At 68.6% G+C, this 12,588-nt stretch carries 9 protein-coding genes, 1 tRNA gene and 3 pseudogenes; 7 read left to right on the top strand and 6 right to left on the bottom strand.

The window, feature by feature from the left end; translation table 11 throughout:
- Nucleotides 1-37 precede the first annotated feature (37 nt).
- The 3 genes and pseudogenes from ACIBB8_RS10800 to ACIBB8_RS10790 all read right to left on the bottom strand — a co-directional run.
- Nucleotides 38-940, bottom strand: coding sequence for a hypothetical protein (locus ACIBB8_RS10800; protein ID WP_398950622.1), 903 nt, complete (start codon nucleotides 938-940; stop codon nucleotides 38-40).
- A 58-nt stretch (nucleotides 941-998) separates the two neighbouring features.
- A complete protein-coding gene (locus tag ACIBB8_RS10795) occupies nucleotides 999-2,450 on the bottom strand; it encodes a DUF2252 domain-containing protein (protein WP_398950620.1) in 1,452 nt (483 codons plus the stop codon).
- Between the two features lie 135 nt (nucleotides 2,451-2,585).
- Nucleotides 2,586-3,197: pseudogene (locus ACIBB8_RS10790) on the bottom strand (hypothetical protein); the annotation flags it as partial.
- Nucleotides 3,198-3,199: 2 nt separating this feature from the next.
- Here ACIBB8_RS10790 and ACIBB8_RS10785 point away from each other — a divergent pair.
- A pseudogene (locus ACIBB8_RS10785) lies at nucleotides 3,200-3,514 on the top strand (MarR family winged helix-turn-helix transcriptional regulator); the annotation flags it as partial.
- 13 nt (nucleotides 3,515-3,527) lie between these two features.
- On the opposite strand, the gene ACIBB8_RS10780 reads toward ACIBB8_RS10785, so the two are convergent.
- Nucleotides 3,528-3,875, bottom strand: a complete 348-nt coding sequence (locus ACIBB8_RS10780) for a winged helix-turn-helix transcriptional regulator (protein ID WP_398950618.1) — start codon at nucleotides 3,873-3,875, stop codon at nucleotides 3,528-3,530.
- A gap of 133 nt (nucleotides 3,876-4,008) precedes the next feature.
- Between ACIBB8_RS10780 and ACIBB8_RS10775 the strand changes: the two genes are divergently transcribed.
- Entirely contained in the window at nucleotides 4,009-4,620 is a 612-nt protein-coding gene (locus ACIBB8_RS10775) for an FMN-dependent NADH-azoreductase (RefSeq protein WP_398950616.1), read from the top strand.
- Nucleotides 4,621-4,806: 186 nt separating this feature from the next.
- Here the strand turns inward: ACIBB8_RS10775 and ACIBB8_RS10770 are convergent.
- Together ACIBB8_RS10770 and ACIBB8_RS10765 are read right to left on the bottom strand one after the other, a co-directional pair.
- Nucleotides 4,807-5,439: pseudogene (locus ACIBB8_RS10770) on the bottom strand (response regulator transcription factor).
- An 800-nt stretch (nucleotides 5,440-6,239) separates the two neighbouring features.
- Nucleotides 6,240-6,322 (bottom strand) — tRNA-Leu (locus tag ACIBB8_RS10765).
- 317 nt (nucleotides 6,323-6,639) lie between these two features.
- Here ACIBB8_RS10765 and ACIBB8_RS10760 point away from each other — a divergent pair.
- The 5 genes from ACIBB8_RS10760 to ACIBB8_RS10740 all read left to right on the top strand — a co-directional run bounded on the left by ACIBB8_RS10760 (nucleotide 6,640) and on the right by ACIBB8_RS10740 (nucleotide 12,572).
- The gene (locus ACIBB8_RS10760) at nucleotides 6,640-7,506 is read left to right on the top strand and encodes an FhaA domain-containing protein (RefSeq protein ID WP_398950614.1); all 867 of its coding nucleotides are present in this window, start codon (nucleotides 6,640-6,642) and stop codon (nucleotides 7,504-7,506) included.
- A 10-nt stretch (nucleotides 7,507-7,516) separates the two neighbouring features.
- Nucleotides 7,517-8,032, top strand: coding sequence for an FHA domain-containing protein (locus ACIBB8_RS10755; protein WP_398950612.1), 516 nt, complete (start codon nucleotides 7,517-7,519; stop codon nucleotides 8,030-8,032).
- A 129-nt stretch (nucleotides 8,033-8,161) separates the two neighbouring features.
- Nucleotides 8,162-9,679, top strand: coding sequence for a Stp1/IreP family PP2C-type Ser/Thr phosphatase (locus ACIBB8_RS10750; RefSeq protein ID WP_398950610.1), 1,518 nt, complete (start codon nucleotides 8,162-8,164; stop codon nucleotides 9,677-9,679).
- 23 nt (nucleotides 9,680-9,702) lie between these two features.
- Nucleotides 9,703-11,121, top strand: a complete 1,419-nt coding sequence (locus ACIBB8_RS10745; RefSeq protein WP_398950608.1) for an FtsW/RodA/SpoVE family cell cycle protein — start codon at nucleotides 9,703-9,705, stop codon at nucleotides 11,119-11,121.
- Nucleotides 11,118-12,572, top strand: a complete 1,455-nt coding sequence (locus ACIBB8_RS10740; protein WP_398950606.1) for a penicillin-binding transpeptidase domain-containing protein — start codon at nucleotides 11,118-11,120, stop codon at nucleotides 12,570-12,572. The genes ACIBB8_RS10745 and ACIBB8_RS10740 overlap by 4 nt, the downstream gene beginning before the upstream one ends.
- Nucleotides 12,573-12,588 lie beyond the last annotated feature (16 nt).

Raw genomic sequence — 12,588 nt, 5'->3', positions numbered from 1 at the left:
CTTCTCTCGTGCGTACGCTCCGGACTTACCGGAAACGCTACTGCACCAGACCTGCCAGCTCCGCCTCTCGCTGCGAGACCTCACCCAGCAGCTGTTCGGCGATCTCGTCGAGCAGCCGGTCCGGGTCGTCGGGCGCCATCCGCAGCATGGCCCCGATCGCGCCCTCCTCCAGCTCCTGGGCGAGCACCGTCAAAAGTTCCTTGCGCTGGGTCAGCCAGTTCAGCCGGGCGTAAATCTCCTCGCTCTCGCTGAGCTCCGCCTGCGGTGGAACCGGCCCCGCCGCCCACTCGTCCGCCAGCTCCTTCAGCAGGGCCTCGTCCCCACGCCCGTAGGCGGCGTTGACGCGGGTGATGAACTCGTCCCGGCGCGCCCGCTCCGTCTCGTCCTGGGCGAGATCGGGGTGGGCACTGCGTGCCAGCTCGCGGTAGAGCTTGCGCGCCTCCTCGGTCGGCCGGACCCGCTTGGGCGGCCGCACCGGCTGCTCGGTCAGCATCGCCGCTGCCTCGGGGGACAGCCCGTCGGAGTCGAGCCAGTCGTGGAAAAGCTCGTCGATTCCCGGCATCGGCATCACGAGCGCCCGAGCCTCCTGAGCCCTGCGCAGATCCTCGGGGTCACCGGTCCGAGCGGCTCGGGCCTCCGCGATCTGCGCGTCGAGCTCGTCGAGGCGGGCGTACATCGGGCCGAGCTTCTGGTGGTGCAGCCGGGAGAAGTTCTCCACCTCGACCCGGAAGGTCTCCACCGCGATCTCGAACTCGATCAGCGCCTGCTCCGCCACCCGCACGGCCTTCGCCAGCCGCGCCTCGGGGCGCGCATCAGCGGCACCGCCCGCGTCGGCGTCGCCCCGAGGGCCATGCTGCTCGTGCTGCTCCTGCTGCCGGTCGTTGTCCTGCCGGTCATCGTCGTTCCGGGTGGTCGGCACCCCGGCGGCTTCGTGGGTCACCCGTCCAGCGTATGGCCCCGGCCCGCGCCCCGAGGACGCACGGTCGGCGGAGCGCCCCTCACACCCCGAGCTCGGCTGCTACTCGCCCCGAACCGACAGCCCGCACCAGCTCCGCGTGATCCGCCTCCGTACGGTCCGCGTACGTCACGGCGAAGCTCGCCACCGCTTCGTCCAGCTCGTCGTTCTTGCCGCAGTAGCCCGCGATCAACCGCGGGTCGGCGCTGTGGGCATGGGCCCTCGCCAGCAGTGCGCCTGTCATCCGCCCGTAGTCGTCGACCTGGTCGGCCGCCAGGGCCGCCGGGTCCACACTGCCCTTGCGGTTCCTGAATTGCCGCACCTGGAAGGGCCGCCCCTGCACAGTCGCCCAGCCCAGCAGAATGTCGCTGACCACCTGCATCCGCTTCTGCCCGAGCACCACTCGGCGACCCTCGTGCGCCGCCTCGGGCACCTCGAAACCGACGGCGGGCAGATACGGCGCCAGCGCGGAGGGCCGCGCCTCCTTCACCTGCAGGACCAACGGCTCGCCGCGGTGATCGAGCAGCAGCACCACGTACGACCGGGTTCCCACGCTCCCCGTGCCGACCACCCGGAATGCCACGTCATGGATCGCGTAACGGGCGAGCAGCGGCACCCGGTCCTCCGAGATCGTGCCCACATAGTCGCCGAGCGCCGCCGCGACCGCCGCGGCCTCCGCATCCGGCACTCGCCGCAGCACCGGCGGTGCGTCGACAAAGCGGCGTCCGCTGCCCTCGGCCTCCTCCGTGGACTTGGCGGCGAAGCGGGCGCTGGTGTTCTTACGGGCTTTCTGCGAGACCCGTTCCAGCATGCCGACCAGGTCCCGCGCATCCGTGTGCGAGACGAGTTCCTCATCGGCGATGGCATTCCAGGCGTCGAGCGCGGGCAGTCTGGCCAGCAATCGCATCGTCCTCCGGTACGCACCCACCGTGTCGTATGCACCCCGCCGACAGGTGTCCTCGTCCGCCCCGGCCTCACGCCCCGCGAGTACCAGCGAGGTGGCGAGCCGCTTGAGGTCCCACTCCCACGGGCCGAACACGGTCTCGTCGAAGTCGTTCAGATCGATGACCAGGCTGCCTCGCGCATCGCCGTACAGCCCGAAGTTGGCCGCGTGCGCATCGCCGCAGAGCTGGGCGCCCACCCCGGTCACCGGTGTGCCCGTCAGGTCATGGGCCATCAGCCCGGCCGAACCGCGCAGAAACGCGAACGGTGTGGCGGCCATCCGCCCCACCCGGATGGGCGCGAGGCCGGGCACTCGGCCCCGGTTCGACTCCTCGACGGCCTGCACGGCATCGGGCCGGCCCGAGGGAAGGATCAGCGCATCGTGCGAGGTCCTGGGCACCCGGTCGCGCAGCTCCTTGCCCGTCCGCCTCGGCGACTGCGGCGCGCTGTCCGCCGCAACGGCCGCGCGCCGGGCGAACCCAGGCACAACCGGTATGCGCGGCTCATCCGTCACAACCCGCTGCCTCGGCACTGCCGCTTCGAACTCACCCATGGCGCGCAGCCTTCCCCGCCCTCGACCGACGTCCTGTCCAACATCAACTCCCGACGACGGTACCGCCGTCCGCCAACAGCCGTCTGCCCCTGTGGAAAACCTGACCGAACACCTGTGGACAGCGCCTTGCCCTGGTCAAACGCCGACAGACTCCTCCAGCTCCTCCCTCGCCTCGGCCTCGGACCGATGCTCCGCCGTCACCCCGCTCTCCGCGCCTGTCCGGTTCTCCGACCCGGCCCGGTGCCGGGACGAACCCACACCCTGAGCCTGCGCAGCAACCTTCCGGCGCTTTCCTTCGGCCACCCCGGCCGCTCCCATCGCAGCCAGCCCCACCACGAATCAGGGCGCGAGCACCAGCACGTGTCCGCCGAGTCCGTGCCCATCGAAGTACACATGGCTCCTCGCACCTTCGACGAAGCCCGCGCCGTTCCAGAACGCATGCAGCGAGCCGAAGAAGCCGGGCTGCAGTTCAGGCCGGAAGATGCCGCCGGAACTGGTGAAGTTCAGCATCACGAACAGCACCATCACGCCGAGCGTCGTCCACCGCTTGAGGAACGTGTGCAGCCCCACGCCGATCAGGAGAATGCCCGCCGAGTAGAGCCAGGCCATCGCCCAGAGTCCGCCCAGCCCGTGGTCCACCAGCCCGAACATCGGCCCCGCGAAGACCGCCCCGATCACGCTCACCACGAGTGACGCACCGAGGGCCAGCGCCGCCCTGATCCGCAACGCCAGCACCGCACCCGCGCCACGAGGGCTGCCGCGCAACGGATCTGGCCGCGCACTACATGCTCGACAAATCGACGGTCAGCCGACAGGTCGCCACCTTGGAAAAGCTCGGCCTGGTCGAGCGCCATCCAGACCCCACGGACCACCGGATCCAGGTGCTGCACCCCACCGAGGCCGGAACCCAGGCCCTTGCCTCGACACAGGCCAGCCGCCACGCGGCCTACCAGCAGCGCCTCGCGGAGTGGACCGCGGACGATCTCGCGCGGTTCGCCGGGTACCTGCTGCGCTACAACGCGTCGGGCGGGACGAGCACCCCGGGCACGGGCACGCCCCAGTAACCGCCGCGAGCCGTCAGCAGCCGCTCTCGTCGACCACGAGGTACGTCTGCGCCCAGAGCGCCAGCTCCTTCAGGGCGGGCTCCATCGCGGCACCGGCCCGCGTCAGCCGGTACGAGACCCGCAGCGGCGGCCCCTCGTCGACCTCACGCACCACCAGCCCGGCCGCACCGAGTTCGGTCAACCGGTCCGAGAGCATGCGCTCACTGATGCCCGGAATCGCCCGCCGCAGATCCGCGAAGTGCACCGGCTGCTGCAGAAGGACGGAGACGATCGGGCCCGTCCAGCGCTTCCCGAACAGCTCGAAGACGCGCGTGATGCTCACGTCGACCCGTCGACACGCCTGCTCACTGTGTTCCGCCATACACCCAGGGTACTGCGTCAGAGTGAGGGGCTTATGATTTGTAAGCCCCTATGTTATTACTAGGTGCATACGAAAAAGATGCCCTGCATCAACGGCCGGGCATCACCCTCTAAATATTCCGTGGAGACCCCCCATGGCCACGCTTCTGCACCTCGACTCCGCCGTCTTCCCGCTGGGCTCCGCATCGCGCGAGGTCACCGCCACCTTCGTCAAGACCTGGCTCGAGCAGCACCCGGACGGGCAGGTCGTCTACCGCGACCTCGCCGCGAACCCCCTGCCCCACCTGGACGCCACAGCGGCAGCCGCCGGCGGCGAGGACCCGCTGCGCAGCGAGCTCGCCGCCGAACTGGAAGCCGCGGATGCTGTCCTGATCGGCGCCCCGATGTACAACTTCAGCATCCCGTCGACCCTGAAGGCCTGGCTCGACCAGGTGATCATCGTCGGCCGCAACGCGGGGCCCGACAGCCCGGTGGCGGGCACCCCGATCACCGTCGTCGCCAGCCGCGGCGGCTCGTACGCCCCCGGCACCCCGCGCGAGGACTCCGAGTTCGTCCAGAACTACCTGGAGAAGCTGCTGACGAACATGTTCGGCGCCGAGGTCGACTTCATCGTCCCGGAGCTGACGCTGGCCCACTCCCAGCCCGCGATGGCCGAGCTCATCCCGCTCGCCGAGGCCTCCCGCGCCAGGGCGTTCACCGAGGCCACGGAGAAGGCCAAGGCGCTCGCCGCGCGACTCGCCGCCTGAGCCGCGGCACGACGGAAAACCGGCCGGGGCTCGCGGGGATCGGACACTCCCGTGAGCCCCGGCCCGTCATTGCGTTGGGACACACAAACACCGCGCCACACAGGAAAGCCCCGACTTACCGGAATGCCCCGAATCAGATGTTTCACGTGAAACAAGGCCCAGCGTTCCAGAGCCTCCAGGACGCGCCTACAGCCCCGCATCCCTCGCCAACAGCGCAGCCTGCACCCGGTTCTCGCACCTCAGTTTCGCCAGGATCCGGCTGACATACGTCTTCACCATTGTTTCCCTCATGTGCAGCGGCCTGCCTGCGTCGGCGTTGGACAGCCCCTCGCCGAGCAGGGGCAGTACCTCGCGTTCCCGCCTACTGAGTTCCGCCACCCGCCGCGCCCCTTCACCCTGCTTCGCCGTCTGTCCCCTGGCCAGCTGATCGACCACGTGCCGGCACCGGGCGAGAGATAGGCGTCACCGGCCGCTGCCGCCCGAACCGCCTGGATCAGCTCGGCCGGCGCGGTGCCCGTGAGCAGGAATCCGGCACCCCCTTGCTCCACGCCCGCAGGACGTTCTCCCGCTCCCCGAACGCCGTGAGCGCAGCCGCACCGCCGGTGCTGCCGTGCACGGCTCCACCAGTGCTGTGAGCCCGTCCATCACCGGCATCTGGATGTCGAGCAGCACCACATCCGCCGCATGGGCACCGACCTGATCCGCGGCCTCGCGCACATTCGCCGCCTCGGCAACAACCTCGATGAAGCGGTCCGAGGTCAGGATCGTCCGTATCCTCGCCCGGATGAGGGGCTCGTCGTCAGCGAAGACGACTCTGATCCCGTTCGTGGAGCCCGGGCAGCCCCCGCCCGCCGCTGACCACCGCACCCACTGCCCGTCCTCGCCGCGCCCGGGTCCCGCGACGTCGTCCCGCGGAATCCCGACGACTTCCCACAGTTCGTGCATGGCACAAACCGACGCACCGCGCAGCACACCGACCGCCTCGCGCTGCCGCACCGTCAGCTCCGGGTCGACCTCCAGTGCCCCCGTACGAACAGAGATCAGCGCCAGTTGGTGACCGAGGCTGTCGTGCATGTGCCTGAGCGATCCGCTGGCGCTCCATGAGCCGCGCCTGCCCCACGATCATGGCCCGCTCCCGGATCAGCTGTGCATTGCGCTCCTGGAGAGCGTGCAGCAGGGTCCGGCGCTGCGTCCGGTACCGGCTTGCTAGACCCGGCACGAGCGTCGTTGCCAAAAAATAGAGGGTGGTGAACAACACCTGGGTCAGCGGCCGCAGCCCCGGCCAGGTCATCGCGACGGTCACACCCACGTAGAGGACGCCGCACTTCCCCGCCGCGCAGCAGTTCTTCCGTCCCCGCGGCCAGCAGCCCGAGCACCACGGCCAGCACGGCCTCCCCGGCCGTCCTGCGGCGGGATCACAGCTCCGGCGCCGCACACCACTGCCATCCGGCCCGGAGTTCCGATATCGCGTACACGCCCCGCACCCTAGGCAGCCCTTCGCACACGCGATGCCTTTCTTCCGTTGCGCCCGCGCACGACGAAAGTCGCCCCGCCGCCGACCCCCTCGTCCGGGAACGAAGAAGCCCCACAGACCGTTGGCCTGTGGGGCTTCTCTCTTGTGCGCGAGGGGGGATTTGAACCCCCACGTCCCTAAGGACACTGGCACCTGAAGCCAGCGCGTCTGCCGTTCCGCCACTCGCGCATGAGTGGTGTTTTCAGACTCTCTCACCTGTTGGTGCGAGCGCCTGGCGACATCCGGAAGATTAGCACGCTGGACAGGGTGGATTCACATCCGTTGTTTTGCCGGGCGGATGACGGGAAGCGGGAACGCAATGCGGTCACCCCCACTCCTCCTCAGCACACCGCAGGTGCGGGACACTGTGAGGAGCGGTCACCTCTACGATCCGTGTGAGGGGTGACACTCATCCACTGGGCAGACAAGGGGAACCAGCCGATTTCCCGACGCGTGGATACGATCAGTAAGCAGTACAGGGACGAGAACACCGGAGGAGGTGCCCCATGGGAGTCATGAAGCGTTTCGAGCAGCGTCTCGAAGGTCTGGTCAACGGCACCTTCGCCAAAGTGTTCAAGTCCGAGGTCCAGCCGGTCGAGATCGCGGGTGCCCTCCAGCGCGAGTGCGACAACAACGCAACGATCTGGAACCGCGAGCGGACCGTCGTCCCCAACGACTTCATCGTCGAGCTCAGCGCCCCGGACTACGAGCGCCTGAGCCCGTACTCCGGCCAGCTCGGCGACGAGCTCTCCGGTCTGGTCCGGGACTACGCCAAGCAGCAGCGCTACACCTTCATGGGACCGATCAAGGTTCACCTGGAGAAGGCGGAGGACCTCGACACCGGGCTCTACCGCGTGCGCAGCCGCACCCTTGCTTCGAGCACCTCGCAGCAGGGCCAGCAGGCTCCACAGGGCCACCCCGGACAACCCGGCCACGGGCGCCCCGCCGCCCCGCAGCCCACCGGCGGCTACGGCTATCCCCCCAGCTCCGTCCCGCCCATGCCCGCGGCCCCGCCGCCGGGCGGTGGCCGTCCCGGAGCACCCACTACCGACCGGCGCCCGCCGGCCGCGCCCGGCCCCATGCCGGGCGCGCAGGTACGACGTTGGATCGAGATCAACGGCACCCGCCATCAGATCTCCCGCCCGACGCTGGTGCTGGGACGCAGCACCGACGCCGACGTGCGGATCGACGACCCCGGCGTATCGCGCCGGCACTGTGAGATCCGGACCGGAACGCCCTCGACGATCCAGGATCTCGGGTCTACCAACGGCATCGTGGTAGACGGGCAGCACACCACCCGCGCTACGCTCCGCGACGGCTCGCGGATCGTCGTGGGCAGCACCACCATCGTTTACCGGCAAGCCGAAGGGTGAAGCGGGGGCAATGTCAGAGCTGACCCTGACGGTCATGCGGCTAGGTTTCCTGGCTGTTCTGTGGCTGTTCGTCATCGTGGCCGTTCAGGTCATCCGCAGCGACCTGTTCGGAACGCGCGTCACGCAACGCGGCTCACGCCGCAACGCGGGCGACACGCGACCGCAACAGGCACGCCAAACCGGCGCGGCACCGCCGCAGCAACGCCAGCAGCCCGGCCGCCAGCGCCGTGGGGCGCCCACAAAGCTGGTCGTCTCCGAGGGCACCCTCACCGGCACCACGGTGGCGCTCCAGGGACAGACCATCACGCTGGGCCGGGCGCACGATTCAACGATCGTGCTGGACGACGACTACGCGTCCAGCAGGCATGCCAGGATCTACCCCGACCGTGACGGCCAGTGGATCGTCGAGGATCTCGGGTCCACCAATGGCACGTATCTCGACCGGACCCGCCTCACCACCCCGACGCCTGTTCCGCTGGGCGCGCCGATCCGGATCGGCAAGACCGTCATCGAGCTGCGGAAGTAGTACGACAATGAGCGAGCGGAGCGAGCGGGCCGGAGCGGTCCGGGCAACGGACCCGGACCTGCTCCCGACCGGAGGGTGGGCAGTGTGGCGCGAGACAGGCTGTACCCCGAGCCGACGGGCGAGGTGCGCATGAGTCTGTCCCTGCGCTTCGCCGCCGGATCGCACAAGGGCATGATCCGAGAGGGGAACGAGGACTCCGGCTATGCCGGTCCGCGCCTTCTCGCCATCGCCGACGGCATGGGCGGCCAGGCGGCCGGTGAGGTCGCCAGCTCCGAGGTGATCTCCACGCTCGTCCAGCTCGACGACGACGTGCCCGGCTCGGACATCCTCACCTCGCTCGGTGCGGCGGTCCAGCGGGCCAACGACCAGCTGCGCATGATGGTCGAGGAGGACCCCCAGCTGGAGGGCATGGGCACCACGCTCACCGCTCTGCTCTGGACCGGTCAGCGCCTCGGCCTGGTCCATGTCGGCGACTCCCGCGCGTACCTGCTGCGCGACGGCGTGCTGACCCAGATCACGCAGGACCACACCTGGGTCCAGCGGCTGGTCGACGAGGGCCGCATCACCGAGGAAGAAGCCACCACCCACCCGCAGCGCTCCCTGCTGATGCGCGCGCTGGGCAGCGGCGACCACGTCGAACCCGACCTCTCCATCCGTGAGGTACGGGTCGGCGATCGCTATCTGATCTGCTCCGACGGACTCTCCGGCGTCGTCTCGCACCAGACGATGGAGGAGACCCTCGCCAGCTACCAGGGCCCGCAGGAGACGATCCAGGAGCTCATCCAGCTCGCTCTGCGCGGCGGCGGCCCGGACAACATCACCTGCATCGTCGCCGACGTCCTCGACGTCGACAGCAACGACACCCTGGCCGGGCATCTCAACGACACCCCGGTCGTCGTCGGCGCCGTCGCCGAGAACCAGTCCGCCCAGCTGAACGACGGCGACGCCATGACCACCCCGGCCGGCCGGGCGGCCGGCCTCGGCCGCCCCGTCCCGCCGCCCGCGGGCGGCTTCGGCCCGCCTGGAAGCGGTGACGGCCTCGGGTACGGCGGAATGCCGGACGGCTCCTTCGACGCGTACACCGACGACGACTTCGTCAAGCCCGGCGGCGGCCGCAAATGGCTGAAGCGTTCGTTCTACCTCGTGCTCGCGCTGGCCGTCATCGGTGGTGGTGTGTACGGCGGTTACCGCTGGACCCAGAACCAGTTCTTCGTCGGCGCGAAGAACGACCACGTCGCGCTGTACCGCGGCATCAGCCAGGACCTCGCATGGGTCTCGCTCTCGAAGGTTGAGAAGGACCACCCCGAGATCGAACTCAAGTACCTCCCGCCCTATCAGCGCAAGCAGATCAAGGCGACCATCGCCGAGGGCAACCTGGCCGACGCCCGCGAGAAGATCAGCGAACTCTCGACCCAGGCGTCCGCCTGCAAGAAGGACGCGCAGCGCCGCGCGGCCGAGGCCGCGAGCAAGACCGGCACCGGCGAGGGTGAAGCCGGCGGCACGGGCTCGGACCTCTCGAAGACGTCCACCGAGTCCGGCACCACGTCCACCGCCACCAAGACCAAGCCGACCACAGCGACTCCCACTCCCGGCCCCAGCCTCTCGGAGGAAGAGATGAAGCTGGTCCCGCAGTGCGGTAAGCAGTAAAGCCGTAGGGGGCCTTCAGCACCATGAGCGTTGTCACCAACACGACCACGATCGGCGCGATCGACGCACCGAGCCGTCGCAACACCGAGCTGGGCCTGATGGCTTTCGCCATCGGCATCTCGGTGTTCGCGTACGCCAATGTGGGCCTTGCCATGGATGGCACACTGCCTTCCGGCATGCTCGGATACGGGCTCGGCCTGGTCCTGCTCGGCGGCGTCGCCCACCTCGTGGTGCGCAAGTTCGCTCCGTACGCGGACCCGCTGCTGCTGCCACTGGCAACCCTGCTCAACGGGCTGGGGCTGGTGCTGATCTGGCGCTTGGACAAGTCGCCTCGGCTGATCCAGCGGGCCGAGACGCTGTTCGGCGCCTTCAGTCCCGACGCGCCCAAGCAACTGATGTACTCCGCGATCGGCGTCGCCTTGTTCGTCGCCGTACTGATGGTGCTCAAGGATCACCGCATCCTGCAGCGCTACACGTACATCTCCATGGCCGTGGCGCTGGTCCTGCTGATCCTGCCAATGTTCTTCCCCTCGGTGAACGGCGCCAAGATCTGGATCAGCCTCGGCCCGTTCTCCATCCAGCCCGGGGAGTTCGCCAAGATCATCATCGCGATCTTCTTCTCCGGCTATCTGATGGTGAAGCGCGACGCCCTGGCCCTCGCCAGCCGCCGCTTCATGGGCCTCTACCTGCCCCGCGGCCGTGACCTCGGACCGATCCTCGTGATCTGGGGGCTGTCGATCCTGATCCTGGTCTTCGAGACCGACCTCGGTACGTCTCTGCTCTTCTTCGGCCTGTTCGTGATCATGCTGTACGTCGCCACGGAACGGACCAGCTGGATCGTTTTCGGTCTCCTGATGTCCGCAGCCGGTGCAGTCGGCGTTGCCACCTTTGAACCGCACGTCCAGTCCCGTGTGAACGCCTGGTTGGACCCGTTCGCGTGCTACACGACGGACAAGACCGGCGCCTGCGAGCAGATCGCCAACGCCATCATGTCCTTCGGTTCCGGTGGCACCCTCGGCACCGGCTGGGGCCAGGGCAACTCCGACCTGATCGGCTTCGCGGCCAACGCCGACTTCATCCTCTCCACTGTCGGTGAGGAGCTCGGTCTCGCCGGAATGATGGCCGTCCTGCTGATCTACGGTCTGATCGTCGAGCGCGGTGTCCGCACCGCTCTCGCCGCCCGCGACCCGTTCGGGAAGCTCCTCGCGATCGGTCTCTCCGGCGCCTTCGCCATCCAGGTGTTCGTCGTCGCCGGCGGTGTCATGGGTCTCATCCCGCTGACCGGTATGACGATGCCGTTCCTCGCGGCCGGTGGTTCGTCCGTGATCGCCAACTGGGCCCTGATCGGCATCCTGATCCGGATCAGCGACACCGCACGCCGCCCCGCACCGGCCCCCGCCCCGTCCTCCGACGCCGAGATGACCCAGGTGGTCCGACCGTGAACAAGCCCCTGCGCCGGATCGCGATCTTCTGCGGCGTCCTCATCCTCGCCCTGCTCGTGCGGACCAACTACCTCCAGTACGTCCGCGCCGACGAGCTGAACACCCGCGACGAGAACCGCCGCGTCCGCATCGAGCGATACGCCCATGAGCGCGGCAACATCATCGTCGACGGCAACCCCGTGACCAGCTCGGTCGAGACCAAGGACAGCGACTTCAAGTACAAGCGGGCCTGGAAGAACGGCCCCATGTGGGCGCCCGTCACCGGCTACTCGTCGCAGGCCTTCGACGCCTCACAGCTCGAGAGCCTTGAGGACGGCATCCTCACCGGCAACGACGACCAGCTCTTCTTCGACCGCACCCTGTCGATGTTCACGGGCGAGAAGAAGCAGGGCGGCAACGTCGTCACCACCCTCAACGCCGCCGCCCAGAAGGCCGCCTTCCAGGGGCTGGGCAACAAGAAGGGTGCCGTCGCCGCGCTCGACCCGCAGACCGGCGCCATCCTGGCCCTCGCCAGCACCCCCTCGTACGACCCCTCGACCTTCGCGGGCAACTCCAACGCGGACACCAAGGCCTGGCAGAAGCTCCTGGCGGACAAGGACAAGCCGATGCTCAACCGGGCATTGCGCGAGACCTACCCGCCCGGCTCGACGTTCAAGGTCGTCACCGCCGCCGCCGCTCTGGAGAACGGCCTCTACACCGACATCGACGGCAAGACGGACTCCCCGCTGCCGTACAAGCTTCCGCTGTCGACCACCGTCCTGGCGAACGAGGGCAACATCCCGTGCGAGAACGCCTCGCTCCGGGAAGCGCTGCGGATGTCCTGCAACACCGTCTTCGGCAAGATCAGCGACGATCTGGGCAACCAGAAGATGATGGACGAGGCCGCCAAGTTCGGCTTCAACAAGGAGATCTTCACCCCGGTCCGCGCCGACGCGAGCGTCTACCCCAAGGACAACCGGCCGCAGAACGCCATGGCGGGCATCGGCCAGGCCTCCAACCGCGCCACCCCGCTCCAGATGGCCATGGTTGCCGCCGCAGTCGCCAACGACGGCAAGCTCATGCAGCCGTACATGGTCGCCGAGCGGCAGGCGCCCAACTTCGACTCGATCTACACCCACGAGAAAGAGGAGCTCAGCCGGCCTCTCTCGGGCGAGAACGCGCAGAAGCTCCAGCAGATGATGGAGACCGTCGTCAAGAGCGGCACGGGAACCAAGGCCCTCATCGACGGCGTCACTGTCGGCGGCAAGACCGGTACCGCCCAGCACGGTCTGAACAACAGCGAGAAGCCGTACGCCTGGTTCATCTCGTACGCGAAGACCAGCAGCGGCTCGCCCGTCGCCGTGGCCGTGGTGGTCGAGGACAGCAGTGCCAACCGGGACGACGTCTCCGGCGGCGGCCTCGCCGCTCCGATCGCCAAGGCCGTGATGGAGGCGGTCATCAACAAGAGGTGACGCCCATCACATCGGG

This window comes from Streptomyces sp. NPDC051286, assembly GCF_044455345.1.
Lineage (GTDB): Bacteria > Actinomycetota > Actinomycetes > Streptomycetales > Streptomycetaceae > Streptomyces.
The sequence above is the reverse complement of the archived record's forward strand: the minus strand, read 5'-3'. Positions and strand labels throughout refer to the sequence as shown.